Below are 25,035 nucleotides of genomic sequence, written 5' to 3' on the forward strand. Positions count from 1 at the left end.
ATTGTCACATGCAGTTCAAATTCATTCCTCTCGCCATCGCCCTGGCCTTTGCTGGCAGCGCTGGTGCGCAAGAAGTGATCAAGATCGGCCACGTCGGCCCTGTCTCCGGTCCGTCAGCACACCTCGGCAAGGACAATGAAAACGGCGCCAAAATGGCAGTCGAGGAATTGAATGCAAAAGGCTTCAAGATCGACGGCAAGCCAGTCAAATTCGTGCTGCAACTGGAAGACGACGGCAGCGATCCGAAGCAAGGCACGGCAGTCGCGCAGAAGCTGGTCGACGCCAAAGTCAACGGCGTGATCGGCCACCTGAACTCCGGCACCTCCATCCCCGCCTCCAAGATTTATCACGACGCCGGCATCCCGCAAATCTCGCCGGCCACCACCCAGACCAAATACACCCAGCAAGGCTTTAAATCGGCGTTCCGCGTGGTCGCCAACGACGCCAAGCTGGGCGGCTCGCTGGGCAACTACGCCATCACTAAGCTGGGCGCGAAGAAGATCGCCGTGATCGACGACCGCACCGCTTATGGCCAGGGCGTGGCTGATGAATTCATCAAAGCCGCCAAGAAGGCCGCACCGAACGCTGAGTTCACCAAAGAATTCACCAACGATAAAGCGACCGACTTCAACGCCATCCTGACCAAGATTAAAGCCAAGAATCCGGACCTGGTGTTCTTCGGCGGCATGGACTCGGTCGGCGGCCCGCTGCTGCGCCAGATGAAGGCACTGGGCATCAACGCCAAGTACATGGGCGGCGACGGCATCTGCACCGAATCGCTGCCTAAGCTGGCCGGCACTGCGGCTGCGAATGGCGTGGTCACCTGCGCGGAAGCGGGCGGCGTCAGCGCCGAGCAGCAAAAGGGGATGGATGATTTTGTCGCGCGCTACAAGAAGAAGTACAACGCCGACGTGCAGATCTACTCGCCGTATGTGTACGACGCTGTGATGACGATGGCCACTGCAATGCAGGAAGCCAAATCGGCGGAACCGGCCAAGTACCTGCCGTTCCTGCAGAAGATCAAGTACCAGGGCGTAACCGGCCTGATTGCGTTTGACGACAAGGGCGACATCAAGGATGGCGCACTGACCTTGTTCACTTACACCGACGGCAAGAAAACGAAAATAGAAGTGATCAAATGAAAAAAGCGCCCTAGGGCGCTTTTTTTTCGTCAGATCATTTCTGCGACAGGACCCATTTCACCAGGGTCTTGGCTTCCGCCTCGCTCACTTGGTTATTGGCTGGCATTGGGATCGCGCCCCAAACGCCGCTGCCGCCCTTCATCACCTTGGTAACCAGTTTGGCTTCAGCGTCTTTCTGGCCGGCGTATTTCGCGGCGACGTCCTTGTAAGCCGGGCCAACCACTTTGGTGGCGACCGTGTGGCAGGTCATGCAGTTCTTGGCCTTGGCCAGGTCCAGGCCCGCATCCGCCATCGCTGCTTGCGAAGCGAAGGCCGATGCCAGTGCTACCCCAACCATCATCACATATCGTTTCATTGTATTCTCCAAGTGAGTGCAACTAAAATTCACCGGTCATTCTACCGCTTTTTTCCATATTACTTGTAAGATGGAGGCAAAGGAGGAAATCATGCCACTGATCCTGTTGATCGTCGCTCTGGTTGCGTTGCGCTACTTTGAAGTGTGGAAGTTTGCTGAATTATCCTGGTGGGCCATCGGCGCCCTGATGGTGGTCGCATTCCTGTGGTTTGAATTCCTGGAACCGATGTTGGGCTTCGACAAGCGCAAAGCCCACAACGAAGACGAAAAGCGCCGCAAAGCCCGCGTCAGCAAAACCTTCGACAAAAAGTAGCGTCACTCCCGCGAAAGCGGGAGCCCATGCTGAGTATGGATCCCCGCGTACGCGGGGACGACGAGGTTACTTCCGCAGCTGCGACAGGTCGCGCACCGCGCCGCGGTCGGCAGAGGTGGTCAGCGCGGCGTAGGCTTGCAGCGCTTGCGAGACGTAGCGCTCGCGGTTCACCGGCTGCCATGCATCGGCGCCCTTGGCTTCCATCGCTGCACGGCGTGCCGCCAGCGTCTCATCGCTGATGCGCAGGTTGATGGTGCGGTTCGGGATATCGATATCAATCATATCGCCCTCTTCCACCAGGCCAATCGCGCCGCCTTCCGCCGCTTCCGGCGAAGCGTGGCCAATCACCAGACCCGACGAACCGCCCGAGAAGCGGCCATCCGTGAACAGCGCGCAGGCTTTGCCCAGGCCTTTCGATTTGATGTACGAAGTCGGGTACAGCATCTCCTGCATGCCAGGACCGCCCTTCGGGCCTTCGTAGCGAATGATGACCACATCACCTTCATGCACGGTGTCGCCGAGGATCGCTTCAACCGCAGCATCCTGCGATTCAAACACGCGCGCCTTGCCGCTGAACTTCAGGATGCTTTCATCTACGCCGGCCGTCTTGACGATGCAGCCCTTCTCCGCCAGATTGCCGTACAAGACAGCCAAGCCACCATCCTGCGAATACGCATGTTCCTTGTCGCGAATGCAGCCATTGGCACGGTCCAGATCCAGCGATGCGAAGCGCTCCGATTGCGAGAACGCCACCTGCGTCGGCACGCCGCCCGGCGCTGCGCGGAACAGCTGGTGCACGGCAGGATCGTCGCTGCGCTTGATGTCGTTGCGCTCAATCGCCTCGCCCATCGTTGGCGCGTGGATGGTAGGACGTGAGGTATCCAGCAAACCGGCGCGCGCCAGTTCACCCAGGATCGAGATGATGCCGCCGGCGCGGTGCACGTCTTCAATGTGGTACTTGTCCGTCATCGGCGCCACCTTGCACAGGCATGGAACCTTGCGCGAGATACGATCGATATCGGCCATGGTGAAGTCCACGCCCGCTTCGTGCGCTGCGGCCAGCAAGTGCAGCACGGTGTTGGTCGAGCCGCCCATCGACACGTCCAGCGCCATCGCGTTCTCCCAGGTTGCCTTGGTGGCAATGGAGCGCGGCAGGATGGTGTAGTCGTCTTGCTCGTAGTGGCGCTTGGCCAGTTCCACGATCAGGCGGCCGGCGCGCAGGAACAGCTGTTCGCGGTCGGAGTGAGTCGCCAGCACGGTGCCGTTACCCGGCAGCGACAGGCCCAGAGCTTCGGTCAGGCAGTTCATCGAATTGGCGGTGAACATGCCGGAGCACGAACCGCAGGTCGGGCATGCGGAGCGCTCGATCTCGGCCACGTCGGCATCGCTGACAGTAGCGTCGCCGGCCTTGATCATGGCATCGACCAGATCCAGCTTGATAATCTTCTGGCCGCCGTTGACGACCTTGACCACTTTACCCGCTTCCATCGGACCACCGGACACGAACACCACCGGGATGTTCAGGCGCATGGCAGCCATCAGCATGCCAGGCGTGATCTTGTCGCAGTTGGAGATGCAGACCATCGCATCGGCGCAGTGGGCGTTGACCATGTACTCCACCGAGTCGGCAATCAGGTCGCGCGACGGCAGCGAGTACAGCATGCCACCGTGGCCCATGGCGATACCGTCATCGACGGCGATGGTGTTGAATTCTTTCGCCACGCCGCCCGCTTTTTCAATCTCGCGCGCGACCAGCTGGCCCAGGTCCTTCAGGTGCACGTGACCCGGCACGAACTGCGTGAAGGAGTTGACCACGGCGACGATCGGTTTATCGAAGTCGCCATCTTTCATGCCGGTGGCGCGCCACAGGGCACGTGCGCCGGCCATGTTGCGGCCATGGGTGGTGGTACGGGAACGGTATTGCGGCATGATGATTCTCCAATGGTAAGGCTAGCCTAAGAGTGTGCGACTACCCTGCCACCCTGTCAAATATATGATTCCCGATACTGTGAGTCGTATAAAATATCACAGCGAATAAATTACATAGTTAACCATATGGAACTACGCCAGCTCCGCTACTTCGTCACCGTGGCCGAAGAACTCCACTTCGGCAAGGCCGCACTGCGCCTGCACATGACGCAACCGCCGCTGTCGCAGACCATCCAGGCACTGGAAGATGAACTGGGCGCCGCCCTATTCGAGCGTAACCGGCGCGGCGTGGCGCTGACGCCGGCCGGCAGCGCCCTGCTACCGGAAGCGCGCCGCATGCTGGCGCAGGCGCAGGAACTGCCGCAGCTGGTGCAGCGCGCCGCTGCCGGTGAAGTCGGCCGCCTGACCTTGGCCTTCGTCTCCTCGGCCGATTACAGCGTGCTGCCGCCCTTCCTGCGTGCCTACCGCACCGCTTTCCCGCAGGTGCAGATCACGCTGCAGGAAGCCACCTCCGATCTGCAGCTGGACGACCTGCTGCACAACCGCATCGACGCCGGCCTGCTGATCCCACCGCTGCCCGACAAGGCCAAGCAGGAGTTGGACTACCTGCCGGTACTGAACGAACCGTTGGTGCTGGCGCTGCCCTCCGGCCTGCCCGCACTGAAGAAAAAGGGCAAACTAAAACTGAACGCACTACCGCAGCTCCCGCTCATCATCTTCCCGCGCGCGATTGCGCCGGCGCTGCACGACGCCATCCTGTCCGTGTTCCGCGAAGCCGGCATCACGCCGCAGATCGGGCAGGAAGCGATCCAGATGCAAACCATCGTCAGCCTGGTCTCGGCGGGCATCGGCATGGCGCTGGTGCCGCAGTCCGTCTCCAACCTGATGCGGACCGGGGTAGAATACCGGGCGCTGGCCGACGCCACGCCGCTGGTCGAAACCGGCCTGGCATGGCGGCGCGATAATGCATCGCCGGTCCTGCACGGATTTTTGGAATTACTAAGAAAGAGCACTCTATGCTGATACACCCGATGCCCGATCCCATCGCCCTGCAACTGGGCCCAGTCGCCATCCACTGGTATGGCCTGATGTATGTACTGGCCTTTGCGCTGTTCATCGCGCTGGGCCGCGTGCGCATCAAGCAGCCGCACATCGCCGCGCAGCAGTGGAAGAAGGAAGACCTGGACGACATGCTTTTCTACGGCATGATGGGCGTGATCATCGGCGGCCGCCTGGGCGAGGTGCTGTTCTACGAACCGCTCAAATACTTCTCCGATCCGATTGAAATCTTCAAGGTCTGGCACGGCGGCATGTCCTTCCACGGCGGCTTCCTCGGCGTGCTGATTGCCATGTCCGTGTGGGCGCGCAAGGCAGGCCGCAACCTGCTGGACGTGTATGACTTCATCGCGCCGCTGGTGCCGCTGGGCTATGCAGCGGGCCGCCTCGGTAACTTCATCAACGCCGAACTGCCGGGCCGCGTGGTGAGCGATCAATCGCTGCCATGGGCCATGCTGTGGCCAGACACCCGCTACCCGCTGCACCCGGACCCGGTGTTCCTGCAAGGCCTGCGCCATCCATCGCCGCTGTACCAGCTGCTGATTGATGGCCTGATCGTGTTTGTGATTTTGTGGCTGTACTCGCGCAAGGAGCGTCCACGCTTGGCGGTCGGTGCGTTCTACACCCTGCTGTATGGCTGCGCGCGATTCTTCACCGAGTACTTCCGCACGCCGGACTGGGAGCGCGTGATTGCCGGCGTGCCGATCACCTCCGGGCAGGCGCTGTCGCTGCCGATGATTATCGGCGCGATCATCATGCTGGTGTGGGCCTACAAAGTACGCCAGCGCGGCACAGCACCAATCATTTCAAAAGCTTGACGATGGCTTTCCATTGCGCCGGCGTGACCGGCGTGATGGACAGGCGGCTGCCCTTCTGCAGCACGATCATGTCTTCCAGCGCGGGGATGGTCCGCATCTCCGCCAGCGACAACAGGCGCGTTTTCTGCGTGCCTTGCACATCAATCGAAACCCAGCGCGGCTGCTCTTGCGTGGCCTTGGCGTCGTAGTATTTGCTTTTGCTGTCGAATTGCGAGGCGTCCGGGTACGGCCCGCCGACGATTTGCGCCAGACCGGCAATGCCAGGCTCCGGGCAGCTGGAGTGGTAGAACAATACGCCGTCACCATCCTGCATCTGGTCGCGCATGAAATTGCGAGCCTGGTAATTGCGCACTCCGAACCACGCGGTGGTTTCATTGGGCGATGCCATAACATCATCAATGCTTACTTCATCCGGCTCGGATTTCATTAACCAATATTGCATCGGATTCTCCAGACGAAAAAAAGCGGCTGCGCATTCACATGCTAACAACCGCTTCTTTAGATATAAGGCCCCGCATGTGCCGTCTTGCCGGCATCCCGAACCTAAAAGGCTCAGGTGGTCACGGTTAGTTCAATTTCGGGTTCATCGGACTAGCGACGCTCTCGCCCATCGAACAAATTTCCACGACCGGTGCAAACAAATGGTTCAAGGAATATATGACAAGTCTCGAACACCGCAGGGTAGAACAGAGTTTACTCTTTTGTGCGCTGCAAAGGAAGGCTGATTTACAAATTAAAACAGCGCTTCTTGCGGCGTCAGCGCGGCATCCAGCACTTTGTGCATGGCGGCCATCTTGGTCTGCACTTCCAACATTGACATGTCAGACAACGGACCTTGTGGTGCTTTCACCGACAGAAATTCACCGGCCATGCTCAATGCCGCCATGACGGCGATACGGTCGGTGCCCTTGACTTTACCAGCGTCGCGGATCGCGCACATCTTGCGGTCCACGAAAGCAGCCGCCTTGCGCAGCGCCGCTTCTTCATCCTCTTTGCAGGCCAGCTTGTAGGCCTGGCCCAGGATAGTCACATCCAGATGGATCATTGTGCGTCCTCGTTTTCTGGGAGCTTGTCATCGGTTTCGGCGCTCTCGAGCCCCGGGATGGATCCCAGCAGGGCTTCGAGACGGCCGGAGGCTTCGCCGAGGCGGCGCTGATAGCCCATGTTCTCCACCACAAGAGCGGCATTGGCCTGGCGCAGTTGCGCATTTTCCCGGCGCAGCGCGGCGGTCATTTCAGCCAGCTGGTCGATTTTGTCGGAGAGGTCTTGGAATTCGGAAATCATCCCGCCACTATAGGGAGCGGGCGGGATGCCGTCAACCGAATCGCGTGTTTGCGCACAACAAGCACGCGATTTATTTACCGCTTACCAACAATCAAGGCTCAATGGTGACGTGGCCTTCAATACCGCTGCCCTGTCCCGCTTCCGCTTCAATCAGCACATTGAGCTCGCGCTTGCCTGCGCCGGCCGGCAGCGTGACGTCCAGCGGCGCGGCGGCGTAGCTGTCCTTCTTGCCGATCAACTGGCCACTGAGCCAGATTTCCGCCTTGCCCTTGATGGAGGCGAAGCGAATGCGGCCGCTGCCATCTGCCAGATTTTTACGCGGCGTGAAGCTGGCGCGGTACAGGTGGTACTTGCTGCCGGGAGCGGCCCACATCGGCGGCGATCCCCAGCCCCAGGTATTCATGTCGAAGCCGGCCAGCTTTTGGTTCGGATCCGGACGCAGGTCGCCTTCCGGCGCGATGCGCCAGTTGCGCACAAAGGTCAACGGTGCATCGGCATGCGCGACATACGGGATGGCCGCAACCTTATCCACTGGCAGCGTCACTTGCGCGGCTTGCAGGCCGGGCGCAGTGGCGCTGATTGTGATGGCTTCGCTGCTGTCGTAGCTGGTCTGCACGATCACCTGTGCCAGGCCGTTGAACAGGCGGCGCGTAGCCCCCTTCTCGTCTTCGTGCGAATTCGGGTCACCGTTGCCGTGACCGATGGAGCGGCCGCCGCCAGTGACGGCGAAGGTCACTTCGTTGTCCGCCAGCGGCACCGCACGGCCTTGCGCATCCAGCGCGCGCACGGTAATCGGCATGGCATCGTAGCCATCGCCCGCCAGTCGCGCGCGGTCCGGCACCAGCTCCAGCTTGACCGGCGCGCCAGTGGTTTCCACCGCAGTGCGCACCACTTCCTTTCCGCCCTTGTAGCCAATGGCTTCCAGCTTGCCCGGCTCGAACGCGACCTCGAAATTGTTCATGCGGTATGGATCTACTTTTTGCTCGCCCAGCGCACGGCCATTCAGCAGCAGCTTGATGGTTTCGACATTGGCCATCACCATCACGCGCACCTTCTCACCCTGCTTCCAGTTCCAGTGCGGTGCGATATGGATCAGCGGTTTGTCCTTGATCCACTGTACCTGGTGGATGTAGTACGCAGTCTTGGCAAAGCCGTTCAAATCCATAATGCCGAATACCGAGCTGACTGCAGGCCAGTCGTTCGGCGTAGGCTCGCCGCGATAATCGAAGCCGGTCCACACGAAACCGCCCGCCACAAACGGACGCGTGTCGATCGCCTCCCATGCGTCGCGGTGCGTGTTGCCCCACTGCGCCGCATCGTCGTCATAGCTGGCAATCAGGTTTTTCGACGGCACCGTCTTGTACTCGCCGCGCGTCATGAAGGCCGAGGTGTCTTCAGAGCTGGTGAACGGCTTGTTCGGATAAGCCTTGTGATACTTGTCGTAGTCCGGCACCTGGTAGTTGGCGCCCACCACGTCCACCGCGTGCGACACATTCAGCTCGGTGAGGAAGCCGCCGTTCATGGCGGCAGTGACCGGGCGCGTATCGTCCAGCGCCTTCACGGCAGCCGACATGCGGCGCACCATTTCGTAACCAACTTCGCTGGCCTGCACCGGTTCTTCATTGAACACAGACCACAGCACCACGCCCGGATGATGGCGGTCGCGCTTGACCATCCACTCCAGCTGCTTCATGTAGTCCGGCGATGGATTGAAGTTGCGGTTCTCGTCCATCACCACAAAGCCCATGCGATCCACCATGTCCAGCACTTCCGCCGCAGGTGCGTTGTGCGAGAAGCGGATCGCGTTCACGCCCATCTCCTTCAGGCGGCGCAGGCGATACTCCCACACCGAATCCGGCACCGCCACACCGACGCCGGCGTGATCCTGGTGAATGCACACGCCTTGCAGCTTGAGGTGCACGCCATTCAGGAAGAAACCTTGCGCCGCGTCGAAGCGAATGGTGCGGAAACCGGTGTTGAGCGAGACTTCATCAGTCGCCTTGCCAGCTTGCAGAACACGCGTGGTCACGCGATACAGATTAGTTTTCTCGATCGACCACAGGGCCGGATTATTGATCGTAACCGGCACTTGCACCGCGCTGGTAGCAAGCACGCCGATGCGCGCCGGCGCCGTGCGCTGCACCACCTGCTTGCCCGACGGGTCGTACACGGTCACTTCCACGATCACATCGCCAGCCGTCTTGCCGCTGTTATTCAGCGTGACTTCCACCGGGATGCTCCACTGCTTGTCCTTCCCCTGGCGCGGCGTGGCGTGCACGCCATCCGTCACCACGTGCAGCGGACTGCGTTTCACCAGCCAGCTGTGGCGGTACATGCCCGCGCCCTCATACCACCAGCCCTCCATCGCTTCCGCATCAACGCGGATGGCGATGGTGTTCAGCGCATCGCCGTAGCGCAGGTAAGGTGTGATGTCGATGTAGCTGGCGTTGTAACCCGACCAGTTGCGGTTGACCACATTGCCGTTGACCCAAACCGTGGCATGGGTAGCGATGGCGTCGAACTGCAATTCGAAATGCTTGCCGCGATCGGCCGCATCGACTTTCAGGTAGCGGCGATACCAGCCGATGCCGCGCGGGCGATAGCCCTGCGAGACATTGGCCTTAGGATCGAACGGACCTTCCACCGCCCAGTCATGCGGCAGGTCGAGACGGCGCCAGTCCGAGTCATCGTATTCATTGCCGGCCGCACCGCCGGCGCTACCGGCTTTGGCGTTGCCGTAGGATTCTTCGTGTCCAACGATAGGCGGCTGGACGATATCGCCCTGGTGGAACAACCAGCCGCGATCCAGCGACAGGCGCTCGCGCGGTGCGGCGGTGGCCACCGCGCAGGCCAGCATCAGCAGGACAGTAGCGATCAGTCTTGTTTTCAAAATCGGGCTCCCAAATAAAAAAAGCGGAGTAGCGCCATCACGCACCACTCCGCAAACCACGATAAAAGGATTAACGCGTGCTTACAGCTTGAAGGTCAGCCCCAGGTTGTAGCGGCGGCCGAACTCAGTGACTTCCTGCTGTCCCGGAATGTTGGCGCTAGTGTAGACCGCTTTCTGGTTGGTCAGGTTGTCGATGCCGAAGCGCAGTTGCAGATTAGGCGTCAGTTGCTTCGACAGGTTCAGCGTCAGATAGGTCTCGGCTTCGTTCATGATCAGCTGACCGGCACCCCAGGTTGGGTTACGCGCAAACTTGCTGTGATAGTTGGCCGACAGGCGGGCTTCGTAGCCAGCTTTCTCGTACCAGACAGTCACGCCACCGTTGGACTTCATCAGGCCTTCGATCGGATACGGGTTGGTAGCCGGAGTCTGTTCCTTGATGTTGCTGGTGGTGTAGGCATAGCTGCTGTAGATACCCAGGCCATCCCACGGTGCTGGCAGCGAAGTGAATGCCTGCTGGTACACCAGCTCCAGACCGCGAATATCACCACCTTCGCCGTTCACCGAACGGGTGATGGTCGCAGTGCGGCCATTGATGGTGGTGGTGTCGCTTTCGATGGCGATGTAGCGGGTGACTTTTTTGTAGAAGCCACCAGCCGACAGCAGCGCACCTTTGCTGAAGTACCACTGGTACGACAGGTCAACCTGGTTCGCCATCATCGGCTTCAGGCCAGGATTACCGGCGCTGCCGGTGATCGGCTGGCTGGTGTCCGTGGTGCTCAGGCTCAGGTTACGCGAAGCGCGCATTTCATCCAGCGGTGCACGCGACATGGCGCGGGCCACGCTGAAACGCACCTGGCGTTCTTGCGCTTCATCCAGGTTGAAGATCAAGTTCAGGCTAGGCAGGATCTCGCTGTACGAGGTACCGCCTTCGGTAGGAGTAGCCGCCGCGCCGTTGATCGATTGCGCGCCGTAGCCGGTTTGCTTGGTGTGCACCAGGCGCACGCCGACGTTACCACGGTAGGTCTTGCCCAGCGCTTCGCCATCCAGGTCACCCTGTACGAAGGCCGACGTGCTGCGCTCCTTGACCTTCCAGCCAGCCAGCAAGTCGTTCTGGATCTGCCAGGCTTCCTGCGTTTGGCCATTCGGGTTGAAAGCGTTGCCGCCGAAAGCGGAGGCGATGGTGCTGTCCCAGTCTTTCAGGCCGATGAAGGCTGGATAGCCGGAGACGTTGATGGTCTCGTAAGCCGAATCCGGGATAGCCGATTTTGGCGACAAGGTCCACGTGGTCTGATGGTAGCTCTTCTCGCGATCGGTGGCGCGCACGCCGACCTTGATGCGGTTAATAAAGCTGCTGTCGATGGCACGCGATGCGCTCAGGGACGCTGCATTCAGCTTGTCATTCACATGGCCGTCAGTATCGATGTACAGGGTCGGCGCACCAAAGTTGGATACCTTGCCGCTATCGATGCCGAAGCTGTAGTTCTGCACTTCGTCGCCAGGGAACGACCAGGTGACTGGTACGTTGTAAGCGCTTTGGCGCAGGTCGCGCCACTGGCTGCCACGGCCGGCGTGGGAATTGGACAGGTCAGCGTCGATCTTCCAGTCGCCGGCGTTGAACTTGCCGTTCAAGCCAGTGGCGGCCACGCTGGTGATCTGGTCATAGATAAAATCGTTGGTGACCAGGGTGGCGTTTTTGATGGTGCCGCCGACTACATAGCCGTTGCGTACATCGAGGTTGCTGTAGTTGGCCGAGTTGTAGCCATCCCAGTTACCGAGACCGTCAACCCAGTGCTGCAGGCCGCGTTCCTTGAGCTTCGCTTCCGCGTAGTAGGTGTCGGCGGTGATCAGCACATCGCTGTTCGGTTTCCACTCGACTTTACCCAGCACGCTGGCGCGTTTGTCCTTGCCCTGGCGCGCTTCGTCCTGGAAGCCCCATGGCAGCTTATCGATCTTGCCGTCGCCGGTCACGTCAACCGAATTGGTTTCGTTGAAGCCCCAGTGGCGTTTGTTCTTCTGCACCGAAGGCTGGTCCTGGTAGCTGAAGGCCAGCGCAGCACCGATGGTCTTGTCGGCGAATTGGTCGATGAAAACGCCGCCAACACGCGGTGCGGTCTTGCTCGCACCCTGAATATCCTTGGCCAGCGGGTAGTACAGTCCATCCGCGCGCAGCACAACCTGGCGGCCGGTCACCTTCAGTGGCGACACGGTTTGCAGGTCGATGGTGGTGGCAATGCCGCCTTCCGTCAAATCTGCTTGCTGCGTTTTGTAGACGGTAGCACCGCTCAGCGACTCCGATGGGAACTGCTCGAAACGCACAGCGCGGTTAGGCTCCGACGATGCCAGCTCACGGCCGTTCAAGGTAGCGCCGATGAAGCGTGGGCCCATGCCGCGCGCCACGATCTGCGATGCGTTGCCGCGGTCCAGGCCAGACGACAGGCCAGGCAGACGCGCCAGCGATTCAGCAATGGTGGTATCCGGCAGCTTGCCGATGTCTTCCGACGAAATGACTTCAACGATGCTGTTGTTGGCTTCCTTGGCCGCCAGCGCATTGCGCACCGAAGCGCGAATACCGGTCACGTTGACCTGCTGGATGCCGTCGGCGGCAGCAGCTTCCTGCGCCAGGACGTCTTGTACGATCAGAGGGGAAGTGAAGAGCGTGGCGATCAGCCAGCTCATTTTTTTATGTTTCATTGTGCATCTCCAGTGTTTGTATTTGTCCCGTCTCTGGTGAAGATGTGGACGGATAACCGGATGCTAACGAAACACGAATTTACAAACCAATAGCTAATTTAGTTTGGGCCATACCAAGTTCGTATATCACGAACCTGATCAACCTTGTGCTGGAGCGCGATAGTGAGGGTAGATGCTGGCTGCAGCGTCGCGCAGCGCGATGAGCATCGCATCGGCGCCAGGCGAGAGCTGGTGTCGTTTGCGCGTCACAATGCCGAACGAATCCATGCTGACGCCCAGATCGAACGGCAGCACCTTCAGCAAACCTGCATCGAGATAGGGCTGCACGGCTTCCGCAGGCAGCGCCACGATCATGTCGTTATTCAGCAGGAGGCTAGCAACGACGGGCATGTCCAGCGTTTCGACAGTTTCTGCCGGCTGCTCAAGACCATGCGACAGGAACAGCGCCGTCAAGCGGTCGCGCAGGATGGAGCCTGCTGGCGGCAGGATCCAGCACTGCTCCATCAAGTCTTCCAGCTTTAAATCATTGCGGTCCATCAGTGGATGACTGGCGCGCGCGATCAGCAGATGCGGCTCGTCGGTCAGCGGTTCGAAATTCAGCTCATCGGCCGCCTCGGTATCGAGGATGCGGCCCACCACCAGATCCAGTTCGCCGCTGCGCAGGCGTTCCACCAGCACTTTGCTGGTGGACATATTCACCGCCACGTGCACGCGCGAGTGGCGCCCCTTGAGCAGGTTGATCGCCTTCGGTACCAAACCGGTGGCCGGCGCCAGCACGGTGCCGATGCCCACGCGGCCGCGCAGGCCGGACAACAGTTCCATCACTTCCTGATGCGCCGCATCCATCTCCGCCAGCGCCGCGCCGGCACGGCGGATCAGCACTTTGCCGTACCAGGTCGGCGACACGCCGCGCGACAAACGCTCGAACAACTGCACCCCGAGCGCGTGCTCCAGCTCACCCAATAATTTGGATGCACCGGGTTGCGTCAGGTTGGCTGCTTGCGCCGCGTGGGCAATCGAACCATGCCGGCCTAGTTCAACCAGCAAGACGAGGTGACGGGTTTTCAGGTGGGAACGAACAAAGCGGTCCGAGCGGGAATCTGTCATATGGGTGATAGGTTTGATTGCCCATCATAAATGGGGGCCGGAGCAGCGTCAATCACCGTTACGCCTGCGAACCGCCTGTGGAAGCGCTCCCGCTATCAAGAAACAAGGCATCGGCCAGGCCGGGAGTCAGTCCCTTGAGCAGATCGGGCGGCAGGCCGTACAGACCGCCCTGCGCCCCCAGCACCAGCAGCTGGTCCAGATCCGGCCCGCCGAAAGCCACGCTGGCCGCCGTCTCGCGCGCCAGCGAAATCTGCTGCAGCACGTCGCCATCGCCGCCGTACTGCACCAGCACGCCGCCCTGCACGCTCCACAGATTGCCGTCGCGGTCGAAAATGGCGGCGCCGGCGCCCTGCTCCAGCAATTCTGAAAACAGTTTCACATGACTGACCTTGGCCCGCTCCGGCTCGTAGTCGCATTGCATGATGACACCCAGCGTGGCGTCGGCAAACACCATGCGGCGGCCATCCGGGCTGAAGGCAATGCTGGCGGCAGCCACCACCGTCGGCAAAGCCAGTCGGCGCAGGCCGTAGCGCTGCGAATACTGGTAAAAACTGCCGATTGGACGCTTGTCCTGCCCGGTGTTGGCGGTGCCAAAGACGAAATTGCCATGGCGGTCGGTACAGCCGTCGCTAATGCTGGTGCGCGGCTCGGCGGCGTCGATGGTGACCAGCACCTGCGCCTGTAGCGGACGGCTCGGCTGCCCCTGCTGCGGCAATTCGACGATCCCCAGACGCTTGCCCAATCCCAGCAACATGCGGCCAGAGTTGGCGCACGCCATCACACAGGCACTTTCCAGCATACGCACGCCGCTCGGCATGGCGGGCGGGGCCGGCCATGCGTACAGCTGACTGCCGACCGGATCCGGCCAACGCCAGCATTGCGCTGCCGCGTCCCAGCGCAGCGCGCAACCAGCCTGTCCAACCCGGATTAACATGACGCCGGGAGTGGAAGCGACGGTGGTGCTGGCGGAATTCATTCGAGCAGTCCTGGAGGGCGATTTTTGACAGTTCCCAGTCTAAGCGAGGGCCATCCGCTACAGCTATGAATAAACCACCTCCAGCCATGCCGTTATCGAATAGCAGGGCGAGCCAATCAGCTATCTGATATTGATATGGGTACTTACGAATTAATCATATTTCCAGTCTAGCGACCGGGCTTAGACTGAGCGCTGTTCCCTGAACCATCCTCACCCTGATCCGATCCTATGAAAATCATTAAACTGACGACCTACCGAGTTCCACCGCGCTGGATGCTGCTCAAAATCGAAACCGATGAAGGCGTCGTCGGCTGGGGTGAACCGGTCATCGAAGGCCGCGCCCGCACCGTAGAGACGGCGGTGCAGGAAATGGAACCGTACCTGATCGGCCAGGACCCATCGCGCATCAACGACCTGTGGCAGACCATGTACCGCGCCGGCTTCTACCGCGGCGGCGCCATCCTGATGAGCGCCATCGCCGGTATCGACCAGGCGCTGTGGGACATCAAAGGCAAGGTACTGGGCAAGCCCGTGTACGAACTGCTGGGCGGCCTGGTGCGCGACCGCATGAAGATGTACAGCTGGGTGGGTGGCGATCGTCCGTCCGACATCATCGAACAAATCCGCACGCTGCAAAAAGGCGGCTTCAATACCTTCAAGATGAACGGCACCGAGGAACTGGGCATGCTGGATACGTCGGCCAAGGTCGATGAAGCCGTGCGCCGCGTCGCTGAAATCCGCGAAGCCTTCGGCACCACCATCGAATTCGGCCTGGACTTCCACGGCCGCGTGGCCGCACCAATGGCCAAGACCCTGCTGCGCGAGCTGGAACAGTTCCGCCCACTGTTCGTGGAAGAACCGGTGCTGGCCGAGCAGGCAGAATACTACCCTCGCCTGGCCGAGATGACCTCCATCCCGCTGGCCGCGGGTGAACGCATGTACTCGCGTTTCGAATTCAAGAACGTGTTTGCGGCCGGTGGCCTGTCGATCGTGCAGCCGGACCTGTCGCACGCTGGCGGCATCACCGAGTGCCTGAAAATCGCATCGATGGCCGAAGCCTACGACATCACGCTGGCGCCGCACTGCCCGCTGGGTCCTGTGGCGCTGGCAGCCTGCTTGCACGTCGACTTCGTGTCGTACAACGCCGTGCTGCAAGAGCAAAGCATGGGCATTCACTACAACAAGGGCGGCGAACTGCTCGACTATGTGGTGAACAAGGAAGACTTCAAGATCGTCGATGGCTTCTGCAACCCGCTGCCGAAACCAGGCCTGGGCGTGGTGGTAGACGAAGAGCGCGTGATCGAAGCCAGCAAGAACGCTCCTGACTGGCGCAACCCAGTCTGGCGTCACGAAGATGGCAGCGTCGCCGAATGGTAAGCAAATAAGCAGATAAGCAAATAATCAGCTAAATAATATAAAAAATATCCGGAGACACGCATGGCCATTCCCTTCCGCCGCAAAACTCGCGCGGCGCTGATCGCTGGCGTCCTGGCGGCAGGCGCCGTTGGCGCCGATACGCTGACCATCGATGCCAGCGCCCCTACTCCTGCACCACTGAAAGCTGCGCTGCGTCTCGGTAGCGCTGTCGCTCCCAACGGCGACACGCTCGGCGCCAACGCCCGCTACCTGACCCGCAACGGCGCCCCGTGGCTGCCGGTGATGGGCGAATTCCACTACACCCGCACGCCCGCTACGCAGTGGGAAGCAGAGCTGCGCAAGATGAAGGCGGCCGGCATCGACATCGTTGCCAGCTACGTCATCTGGAATCATCACGAGGAAGTGGAAGGACAATTCAACTGGTCGGGCAACCGCGACCTGCGCCGCTTTGTGCAACTGGCCACCAAGGCCGGCCTGGATGTAGTGGTGCGCGTCGGTCCATGGGCGCACGCGGAAGTGCGTTACGGCGGCGTGCCGGATTGGGTGGTCAATTCGATGCCAACCCGCTCTAATGATCCGCAGTACATGGTATTCGTCGAGCGCCTGTATGGCCAGATCGGCCAGCAGCTGAAAGGCCAGCTGTGGAAAGACGGCGGCCGCGTGATTGGCGTGCAGCTTGAAAACGAATACAACATCGATGGTCCCGGCAAAGGCATCGCCCACATCGCTGCGCTGAAAAAGCTGGCGCTGAAGGCGGGCATGGATGTCCCTTATTACACCGTGACGGGCTGGGACGGCACGATTTATCCGACTGGCGAAGTGACGCCGGTGTTCGGCGGCTATCCTGATGAGCCTTGGGGTGTGAGCACCAAAGAGCTGCCACCAAAAGAGACTTACGCCTTCCGCTTCGACACGCGCGTCAGTGGCGACCTTGGTGCGCAGACTGCGGCACATGCGCCGGGTACTGCGGAAACCGACAAGGATGTAACGCCATTTCTCGGCGCTGAATACGGCGCAGGTTTGCCGTTCATGTATCGCCGCCGCACGGTGGTATCGGCGGACGATATCGCGTCCATGCTGCCGGTGCAACTGGGCTCCGGCGTGAACCTGATGGGCTATTACATGTTCCACGGCGGCCGCAATCCGCTGAGCCTCGGCGGTTCGGGCATGGAAGAAAGCACGCTCAGTGGCGGCTATAACGACACCACCATGATCAGCTACGACTTCCAGGCGCCACTTGGCCCGGATGGCCAGCAGCGCAAGGTGCTGGAGAAACTGCGTCCCTATCATTTGTTCCTGCACGATTTCGGTTCGCGCCTGGCGCCGATGACGGTACGCAAGCCGGCAGTATCGCCAGCGACGCCGGATGATCTGGCGACTGCGCGCTTTGCAGTACGCAGTGAAGGTGATCGTGGTTTCCTGTTTGTGAATAATCACGTGCGCCAGTATCCGATGGCGGCGCAGAAGGCGACGCAGTTTGCGGTCAAGCTGCAAGGCCAGAGCGTTACGCTGCCAAGCAAGCCGGTTGATATCGCCGATGGTGCGTACTTCATCTGGCCTTTGAATCTGGATCTGGATGGCACCAATCTGGACTACGCCACCGCGCAGCCATTGACGCTGCTGGATCAAGGCAAGGCAGGCGTGGTCGCGGTATTCGCCGCCAGCGCCAATGTGCCAGTCGAGCTGTCGTTCGATGCTGGCGCGAAGATCAGCGCACCGGGCGCGCAAATCGCTACGGTGGCTGGCAAGACGCTGGTCACCGGCGTGCAGCCGGGTGCTGGCGCCGCCGTCACCGTGCAGCGCGACGGCAAGCGACCATTGACCATCGTCGTGCTGACGACTGAACAATCGCAGCAACTGAGCGTGGTGCAGCTGGCCGGCCAACGCCGCCTGCTGCTGTCGGCAGACCAGGCCTACGTGGACGGCAACGCGCTGCAACTGCGCTCCGTCGGCGATAGCAAATTCCGCTTCGCGGTCTATCCAGCGCTGACCAGCGCGCCAAAAGCCACCACCACTGCCGCCGCATGGACCACTGCATCCCGCGCGACCGGTGCGGCGAGCGACGCGCAGTCCGCGCCCGTGGCCGTGCGCGCAACCGGTAACGATGGCATCTTCCAGGCCTTCGAAGCTGTTCTGCCAAGCCACGAAGTAAAAGCCAGCATCACGCAAACGCGCGCCGCACAGGAGGCCGCGCCGATCACCATCGGCGGCACCGCCAAAGCAGCAATCCAGCCGCTGCCGGAAAACTTCAAAGCCGCTGCTGCATGGCAAATCAACATCCCGCGCGAACAGCTGAAAGGCCTCGACGACGCCCTGCTGCAAATCGACTTCGTCGGCGACATCGGCCGCCTGTACTCCGGCACCCGCCTGCTGGACGACTGGTACTACAGCGGATATCAATGGCAATTCGGCCTGCGCCAGCAAGCGGCGCTGCTCGACCAGCCACTGACCGTCTCCGTGCTGCCGCTGCGCGCAGACGCCCCGATCTACCTGCCTAAAGAGGCACGCCCCAACTTCGGCAGCGAACAACAGATGGCAACCGTGCGCGGCGTGACCGTGATCCCGGTGTATCAACTACGTATCACCCCATAAAAAAATATGAATACCACAATGGAGACTCAACATGAAACGTACCTTGCTGGCAGTTGCGGCGCTTTGCGCCGTGACCTTCGCCCACGCCGCTGACCCGGTAAAAATCGGCTTCCTCGTCAAGCAGGCGGAGGAACCGTGGTTTCAGGATGAATGGCGCTACGCCGAAGTGGCCGCCAAAGAAAAAGGCTTTGCGCTGGTGAAGATCGGCATCCCCAACGGCGAGAAGACGATGGCCGCCATCGACAATCTCGCCGCGCAAAAAGCCCAAGGCTTTGTGATCTGCGCGCCCGACGTCAAACTGGGCAAGGCCATCGAGCGCGCCGCCAAACGCAATAACCTGAAGGTCGTCTCGGTTGACGACCGTCTGGTAGATGGCAGCGGCAAGCCGATTGAATCGATCCCGCACATGGGTATCTCCGGCTACCAGATCGGCAAGCAGGTCGGCGAAGGCATCATCGCCGAAATCAAGGCACGCAAGTGGAATATGGCCGACGTGGGCGCCATTCGCGTCGCCTACGACCAGCTGCCGACTGCGAAAGAACGTACCACGGGCGCCATCGACGCGCTGAAAGCCGCCGGCTTCCCGGCCGCAAACATCATCGACGCACCGCAAGCCAAGACCGATACCGAGAACGCCTTCAACGCCGCCAATATTGCGCTGACCAAGAACGCCAGGTTCAAATACTGGGTCGCCGTTGGCTTGAACGATGAAGCGGTGCTGGGCGCTGTACGTGCTGCTGAAGGCCGCGGCATCAAGGCCGACAGCATGATCGGCATCGGCATCGGCGGCGCCAAAGCAGCAGAAAATGAACTGAACAAGCCAGCAGTCACCGCCTTCTTTGGTTCGGTGCTGATCAGCGCGAAGGAGCACGGTTATCAAACCTCCGTCAACCTGGTCAACTGGATCAACGGCAAAGCCACGCCGCCGGCGGAAGTACTGACGAAAGGTATGTTGATGACCCGCGCCAATCAGGCCGAGGTCCGCAAAGCGATGGGCCTGTGATATGGCCGCGTATCTGCAATTTGAGGAAGTCTGTAAATTCTTCCCCGGCGTGAAGGCGCTGAATGGCGTGAGCTTCTCCGCTCACGCCGGGCAGGTGCACGGGCTGCTGGGCGAGAACGGCGCGGGCAAATCGACGCTGCTGAAAATCCTCGGCGGCCAGTACAAGACGGACGGCGGCCGCCTGCTGGTCGACGGCAAGGAGCGCCACTTCCACAGCGCCAAGGATGCCATCGCCGCCGGCATCGCCATCATTCATCAAGAACTTCAATATGTGCCTGAGTTGACGGTGGCGGAGAACGTGCTGCTCGGCCGCATGCCTACCCGTTTCGGCTTTCTGGACAAGGCACGCGCGCATCGCATCGTGGCGGAGAAGCTAGCGGCGATTGGCGTTGACCTGTCGCCGTCCGCGCGCCTGGCTGATTTGTCGATCGCGCAGCGGCAGATGGTGGAGATCTGCAAGGCCATCATGCAGGACGCGCAGGTGATTGCGTTCGATGAACCGACATCCTCCCTGTCGCACCGCGAGACCGAAATCCTGTTCCGCCTCGTGAAAGAGCTGCGTGCCGATGGCCGCACGCTGATCTACATCTCGCACCGGCTGGAAGAACTGTATGAGCTGTGCGACGCCTGCACCATCTTCCGCGATGGCCGCAAGATCGTTACGTATGATGTGATGGCCGACGTACCACGCGAGCGCCTGATCAGCGATATGGTGGGCCGTGAACTGTCCGACATTTACGATTACCGTGAACGCTTGCATGGCGAAGTACGCCTGCAGGTACAGGGCCTCAATGGCAAGCATGTGAAAGGGCCGCAGAGTTTTGAGGTACATCGAGGGGAGGTGCTGGGCTTCTTCGGCCTCGTTGGTGCGGGACGCAGCGAGTTAATGCGCCTGCTGTACAACGCCGATGGACGCTCCGGCGGCACGGTGCTGCTGGATCGGATGCCCGTCGCAACAGGCGGTCCAGCCGATGCGATTGCGGCCGGCATCGTACTGTGCCCGGAGGACCGCAAGGAGCAAGGCATCCTCGCTACTGCTTCGGTAGCGGAGAACATCAACATCAGTGTGCGCCGCAATGATTTGCGCGGCGGCTTGTTCTTGCGGCACAAGCAGGAGGCAATGCTGGCCGATGAATTCATCGCGCGCCTGCGCATCAAGACGCCGAATCGCCAGCAGGAGATACGCTTGCTCTCAGGCGGCAACCAGCAAAAAGTGATCCTCGCACGCTGGCTGGCGGAGCCGGGACTCAAGGTGCTGATACTCGATGAGCCGACGCGCGGTATCGACGTCGGCGCCAAGAACGATATCTATCGCATCATCCATGAAGTGGCGGAACGCGGCTGCTGCGTGATTGTGATTTCGAGCGAGCTGCCGGAAGTACTGGGCATCTCGGACCGCGTGATCGTCATGCGCGAAGGTGAAATCTGCGGCGAACTCCCGCGCGAGCGAGCCAACGAAACCGAAGTCCTGCGCCTCGCCTTGCCCGACGCGGTCGTGCCACAACTTAAAGAACGGAGCATCGCATGAGTATCTCGCAAATGAATCCTGCCGCTGCGGCCGCGCCGCTGGTATCGCGCCAGTGGCTGTCTGAATACAGCATGCCGTTGGCCTACGTCTTCCTGTTCGCCATCCTGTCGGCCACTGTTGAAAACTTCTTCTCGCTGACCAACGTCATCGGCTTGATGCTCTCGGTCGCACAAATCGGCATGGTGGCCTGCACCATGATGCTATGCCTTGCCTCGCGCGATTTCGACCTGTCGGTCGGCTCCACCATCGCCTTCGCCGGCGTACTGGGCGCCATCGTGCTGGAACACAGTGGCAGCGTCACGCTGGCCGTCGCTGCGGGCCTCGGCGCCGGTGCCTTGATCGGCGCCTTGAACGGCGTCCTGATCGCCTACCTGCGCGTGAACGCCCTGATCGCCACACTGGCCACCATGCTGATGGTACGTGGCCTTGCCTTCATCGTCTCCAAAGGCCAAGCCGTCGGTATCAACGACGACAGCTTCATCGACTTCGGCGACTCCCGCATCTTCGGCCTGCCACTGCCGGTGCTGGTAGCGGGCACCTGCTTCATCGTATTCGGCATCCTGCTCAACCAGACCGTCTTCGGCCGCAACACGCTGGCCATCGGCGGCAATCCGGAGGCGGCGCGGCTGGCTGGCGTACGCGTCGAACGCCTGCGCGTGTGGATCTTCCTGCTGCAAGGTCTGGTGACCGCGATGGCGGGCCTGATCCTCGCCTCGCGCATCACCAGTGGCCAGCCGAATGCAGCGCAAGGCTTTGAGCTGGACGTGATCTCGGCCTGCGTGCTGGGTGGCGTCTCGCTCCAGGGCGGCAAGGCGCGCATCTTCGGTGTGCTGATCGGCGTACTGATTATGGGCACCGTCGAAAACGTCATGAACCTGCTCGACGTCGACGCCTTCTACCAATACCTGATGCGCGGCGTGATCCTGCTGCTGGCCGTCTTGTTAGATCAATTGAAAACCCGCGGCGAACGCCGTTAAAACTGTAGGAGTAGTAATGTCTGAACGCCTGAAAGGCAAAGTCGCCATCGTCACTGGATCCACCCAAGGCATCGGCCTCGCCATCGCGCGACGCTTTGCCGCCGAAGGTGCGATGGTCACCCTCAACAGCCACCGCGAAGGCGACGCGGCCCGCGACATCACCGCAGAACTGGGCCCGGAGCGCAGCCTGTTCGTGCATGCCGACGTCGCCGACCGCGCCGCGATGGAAGCGCTGGCCGCGCGCACCATCGAACGTTTCGGCAAAGTGGATATCCTCATCAACAACGCCGGCATGAACGTGTTCGACGATCCACTGGCGCTGAGCGAAGAAGACTGGAAGCGCTGCTTCGCGGTTGACCTGGAAGGCGCATGGAACGGCGCGCGCGCCGTGCTGCCATCGATGCTGGCCCAAGGCGCGGGCAGCATCGTCAACATCGCCTCGGTCCACGGCCACAAAATCATCCCCGGCTGCTTCCCCTACCCGGTCGCCAAGCACGCGCTGATCGGCATGACGCGCGCATTGGGCCTTGAATATGCGGCACGCGGCATCCGCGTCAACTCCATCTCGCCGGGCCTGATCGTCACCGACATGATCGAACGCCAGTTCGCCGCCTGCCCGGATCCGGCGGCCGAACGCGCCCGCCAGGCCGCCCTGCTGCCATGCAAGCGCCTGGGCAAACCAGAGGAAGTCGCCGCCACCGCCCTATTCCTCGCCAGCGACGAAGCTCCCTTCATCAACGCCACCGATATCCTGATCGACGGCGGCCGTTCCCAGCTCTATCACGAGTAATATTTCCATTCTTGCCACGCCAAAGGTGCTTTTTTTGCCCCTTGGCGTGCCTTTTTTGCGCTTCCTCAAAGTGTTTGCCTTGAAATGGACCAAGGTCGTCCCTATAATTGGCACTCGTTAGGGAAGAGTGCTAACAGCACACCCAACTACCAACATTTTGCACCATTGTTAAAAAACTAAGGAGTTTTGCATGAACCTTCGCCCTTTGAACGATCGCGTTATCGTCAAACGTCTGGACCAAGAGACCAAAACTGCGTCCGGCCTGATCATCCCTGATGCCGCTGCTGAGAAGCCAGATCAAGGTGAAGTACTGGCCGTTGGCAATGGCAAGATCCTGGACGACGGCAAAGTACGTCCGCTGGATGTCAAAGTGGGTGACCGCGTCCTGTTCGGCAAATACGCCGGCCAAACCGTTAAAGTCGACGGCCAGGAACTGATGGTCATGCGCGAAGAAGACATCATGGCGATCATCGTCAAGTAATTCTTGACCCACTGATCCCACCTAATACCCTACAAGGAGTAAGAACATGGCAGCTAAAGAAGTAATCTTCGGCGACGCAGCGCGCGCCAAAATGGTTGAAGGCGTTAACATTCTGGCTAACGCAGTGAAAGTCACCCTGGGCCCTAAAGGCCGTAACGTGGTGCTGGAGCGCTCGTTCGGCGCCCCGACCGTGACCAAAGACGGTGTGTCGGTTGCTAAAGAAGTCGAACTGAAAGACAAGCTGCAAAACATGGGCGCGCAAATGGTGAAGGAAGTTGCTTCCCGTACCAGCGACAACGCCGGCGACGGCACCACCACCGCTACCGTGCTGGCACAAGCCATCGTGCGCGAAGGCATGAAGTTCGTTGCCGCTGGCATGAACCCAATGGACCTGAAACGCGGTATCGACAAGGCAGTTGCTGCTACCGTCGAGCAGATCGCTGTGATCGCCCGTCCATGCACCACCACCAAAGAAATCGCCCAAGTTGGTTCGATCTCGGCGAACTCGGATACCTCGATCGGCGACCGTATCGCTGAAGCGATGGAAAAAGTCGGCAAAGAAGGCGTGATCACCGTTGAAGACGGCAAATCGCTGAACGACGAGCTGGACATCGTTGAAGGTATGCAGTTCGACCGCGGCTACCTGTCGCCATACTTCATCAACAACCAGGAAAAACAAGTTGCCGCTCTGGACAACCCGTTCGTTCTGCTGTGCGACAAGAAAATCTCGAACATCCGTGACCTGCTGCCGATCCTGGAACAGATCGCTAAATCGGGCCGTCCACTGCTGATCATCGCAGAAGACATCGAAGGCGAAGCACTGGCTACCCTGGTCGTCAACAACATTCGCGGCATCCTGAAAACCGTTGCTGTGAAAGCGCCTGGCTTCGGCGACCGTCGTAAAGCCATGCTGGAAGACATCGCTGTCCTGACCGGCGGCCAGGTTGTTGCTGAAGAAGTCGGCCTGACCCTGGAAAAAGTGACCCTGGAAGAACTGGGCCAAGCCAAGCGTATCGAAGTCGGCAAAGAAAACACCATCGTCATCGACGGTGCTGGCCAAGCCGCTAACATCGAAGCCCGCGTTAAACAAATCCGCGTGCAAATCGAAGAAGCGACCTCGGACTACGACCGTGAAAAACTGCAAGAGCGCGTGGCCAAGCTGGCCGGCGGCGTTGCAGTGATCAAAGTCGGTGCAGCAACCGAAGTTGAAATGAAAGAGAAAAAAGCACGTGTTGAAGATGCACTGCACGCTACCCGCGCTGCTGTGGAAGAAGGCATCGTGCCAGGCGGCGGCGTCGCCCTGCTGCGCGCTCGCGCCCAGATCAAATCGCTGAAAGGCGACAACGCTGACCAGGACGCAGGTATCAAGATCGTTCTGCGCGCCATGGAAGAGCCACTGCGCATGATCGTTCAAAACGCTGGCGAAGAATCGTCGGTCGTGGTGAACGCGGTGCTGGCAGGCGAAGGCAACTTCGGCTACAACGCATCGAACGGCACCTACGGCGATATGGTTCAAATGGGCGTGCTGGACCCAGCTAAAGTAACCCGTTCGGCACTGCAAAACGCAGCGTCGATCGCTGGCCTGATGCTGACCACCGACTGCATGATCGCTGAAATCACCGAAGACAAGCCAGCAATGGGCGGCATGGGTGGTATGGGCGGCATGGGTGGCATGGACGGCATGATGTAATTCTGCCGGCCGGCTAACTTAGCCAGCTCTCTGAAA

At 60.5% G+C, this 25,035-nt stretch carries 21 protein-coding genes and 1 other RNA gene; 12 read left to right on the forward strand and 10 right to left on the reverse strand.

Features of this window, described 5'->3' with window-relative positions:
• The first annotated feature begins 8 nt into the window (after positions 1-8).
• The gene (locus GTP46_RS15765; protein ID WP_161007589.1) at positions 9-1,142 is read left to right on the forward strand and encodes a branched-chain amino acid ABC transporter substrate-binding protein; all 1,134 of its coding nucleotides are present in this window, start codon (positions 9-11) and stop codon (positions 1,140-1,142) included.
• A gap of 34 nt (positions 1,143-1,176) precedes the next feature.
• Here the strand turns inward: GTP46_RS15765 and GTP46_RS15770 are convergent, their stop codons facing one another.
• On the reverse strand, positions 1,177-1,497 hold the full coding sequence (locus GTP46_RS15770; RefSeq protein WP_161007590.1) for a c-type cytochrome: 321 nt from the start codon (positions 1,495-1,497) through the stop codon (positions 1,177-1,179).
• A 91-nt stretch (positions 1,498-1,588) separates the two neighbouring features.
• Here GTP46_RS15770 and GTP46_RS15775 point away from each other — a divergent pair, with 91 nt between their 5' ends.
• The gene (locus GTP46_RS15775) at positions 1,589-1,810 is read left to right on the forward strand and encodes a TIGR04438 family Trp-rich protein (protein WP_092274971.1); all 222 of its coding nucleotides are present in this window, start codon (positions 1,589-1,591) and stop codon (positions 1,808-1,810) included.
• 66 nt (positions 1,811-1,876) lie between these two features.
• Here GTP46_RS15775 and ilvD read toward each other — a convergent pair whose 3' ends face one another.
• On the reverse strand, positions 1,877-3,739 hold the full coding sequence (gene ilvD, locus GTP46_RS15780) for a dihydroxy-acid dehydratase (RefSeq protein WP_161007591.1): 1,863 nt from the start codon (positions 3,737-3,739) through the stop codon (positions 1,877-1,879).
• Positions 3,740-3,865: 126 nt separating this feature from the next.
• Here ilvD and GTP46_RS15785 point away from each other — a divergent pair, with 126 nt between their 5' ends.
• On the forward strand, positions 3,866-4,762 hold the full coding sequence (locus GTP46_RS15785) for a LysR substrate-binding domain-containing protein (RefSeq protein ID WP_161007592.1): 897 nt from the start codon (positions 3,866-3,868) through the stop codon (positions 4,760-4,762).
• Entirely contained in the window at positions 4,756-5,613 is an 858-nt protein-coding gene (lgt, locus tag GTP46_RS15790) for a prolipoprotein diacylglyceryl transferase (protein WP_161007593.1), read from the forward strand. Before GTP46_RS15785 ends, lgt begins: the two co-directional genes overlap by 7 nt.
• On the opposite strand, the gene GTP46_RS15795 is transcribed toward lgt, so the two are convergent.
• The 8 genes from GTP46_RS15795 to GTP46_RS15830 all read right to left on the reverse strand — a co-directional run bounded on the left by GTP46_RS15795 (position 5,597) and on the right by GTP46_RS15830 (position 14,561).
• On the reverse strand, positions 5,597-6,055 hold the full coding sequence (locus tag GTP46_RS15795) for an EVE domain-containing protein (protein ID WP_161007594.1): 459 nt from the start codon (positions 6,053-6,055) through the stop codon (positions 5,597-5,599). The two genes, lgt and GTP46_RS15795, sit on opposite strands and share 17 nt — an antisense overlap.
• A 63-nt stretch (positions 6,056-6,118) precedes the next feature.
• Positions 6,119-6,299: non-coding RNA, 6S RNA (gene ssrS, locus GTP46_RS15800), on the reverse strand.
• 47 nt (positions 6,300-6,346) lie between these two features.
• A complete protein-coding gene (locus GTP46_RS15805) occupies positions 6,347-6,658 on the reverse strand; it encodes a cell division protein ZapA (RefSeq protein ID WP_161007595.1) in 312 nt (103 codons plus the stop codon).
• Complete coding sequence (locus GTP46_RS15810; protein WP_161007596.1) at positions 6,655-6,897, reverse strand: hypothetical protein; 243 nt, start codon at positions 6,895-6,897, stop codon at positions 6,655-6,657. Before GTP46_RS15810 ends, GTP46_RS15805 begins: the two co-directional genes overlap by 4 nt.
• Before the next feature lie 91 nt (positions 6,898-6,988).
• The gene (gene galA / locus GTP46_RS15815) at positions 6,989-9,787 is read right to left on the reverse strand and encodes a beta-galactosidase GalA (protein ID WP_229258966.1); all 2,799 of its coding nucleotides are present in this window, start codon (positions 9,785-9,787) and stop codon (positions 6,989-6,991) included.
• A gap of 81 nt (positions 9,788-9,868) precedes the next feature.
• On the reverse strand, positions 9,869-12,478 hold the full coding sequence (locus tag GTP46_RS15820; RefSeq protein ID WP_161007597.1) for a TonB-dependent receptor: 2,610 nt from the start codon (positions 12,476-12,478) through the stop codon (positions 9,869-9,871).
• Positions 12,479-12,616: 138 nt separating this feature from the next.
• Positions 12,617-13,585 (reverse strand): LysR substrate-binding domain-containing protein, encoded by a 969-nt coding sequence (locus GTP46_RS15825; RefSeq protein ID WP_161007598.1) that lies wholly within the window; start codon positions 13,583-13,585, stop codon positions 12,617-12,619.
• A 58-nt stretch (positions 13,586-13,643) separates the two neighbouring features.
• Positions 13,644-14,561 carry an SMP-30/gluconolactonase/LRE family protein gene (locus tag GTP46_RS15830; RefSeq protein ID WP_229258967.1) on the reverse strand — a complete coding sequence of 306 codons (918 nt, stop codon included), beginning with the start codon at positions 14,559-14,561 and terminating at the stop codon, positions 13,644-13,646.
• Between the two features lie 228 nt (positions 14,562-14,789).
• Here GTP46_RS15830 and dgoD point away from each other — a divergent pair, with 228 nt between their 5' ends.
• The 8 genes from dgoD (at position 14,790) to groL (ending at position 24,999) form a co-directional block, all read left to right on the forward strand.
• Entirely contained in the window at positions 14,790-15,938 is a 1,149-nt protein-coding gene (gene dgoD / locus GTP46_RS15835) for a galactonate dehydratase (RefSeq protein ID WP_161007599.1), read from the forward strand.
• Positions 15,939-15,998: 60 nt separating this feature from the next.
• Positions 15,999-18,530: a beta-galactosidase gene (locus GTP46_RS15840; protein WP_161007600.1), complete on the forward strand. Its 2,532-nt coding sequence runs from the start codon at positions 15,999-16,001 to the stop codon at positions 18,528-18,530.
• Positions 18,531-18,561: 31 nt separating this feature from the next.
• Entirely contained in the window at positions 18,562-19,533 is a 972-nt protein-coding gene (locus tag GTP46_RS15845; protein WP_161007601.1) for an arabinose ABC transporter substrate-binding protein, read from the forward strand.
• 1 nt (position 19,534) lies between these two features.
• Entirely contained in the window at positions 19,535-21,061 is a 1,527-nt protein-coding gene (gene araG / locus GTP46_RS15850) for an L-arabinose ABC transporter ATP-binding protein AraG (RefSeq protein WP_161007602.1), read from the forward strand.
• Complete coding sequence (araH, locus tag GTP46_RS15855; RefSeq protein ID WP_161007603.1) at positions 21,058-22,038, forward strand: L-arabinose ABC transporter permease AraH; 981 nt, start codon at positions 21,058-21,060, stop codon at positions 22,036-22,038. The genes araG and araH overlap by 4 nt, the downstream gene beginning before the upstream one ends.
• Before the next feature lie 16 nt (positions 22,039-22,054).
• Positions 22,055-22,828, forward strand: coding sequence for an SDR family oxidoreductase (locus GTP46_RS15860; protein WP_161007604.1), 774 nt, complete (start codon positions 22,055-22,057; stop codon positions 22,826-22,828).
• Positions 22,829-23,018: 190 nt separating this feature from the next.
• Complete coding sequence (gene groES, locus GTP46_RS15865; RefSeq protein ID WP_154379464.1) at positions 23,019-23,309, forward strand: co-chaperone GroES; 291 nt, start codon at positions 23,019-23,021, stop codon at positions 23,307-23,309.
• 46 nt (positions 23,310-23,355) lie between these two features.
• A complete protein-coding gene (gene groL, locus GTP46_RS15870) occupies positions 23,356-24,999 on the forward strand; it encodes a chaperonin GroEL (RefSeq protein ID WP_161007605.1) in 1,644 nt (547 codons plus the stop codon).
• The last annotated feature ends 36 nt before the right edge of the window (positions 25,000-25,035 follow it).

This window comes from Duganella flavida (assembly GCF_009857445.1).
Lineage (GTDB): Bacteria > Pseudomonadota > Gammaproteobacteria > Burkholderiales > Burkholderiaceae_D > Rugamonas > Rugamonas flavida.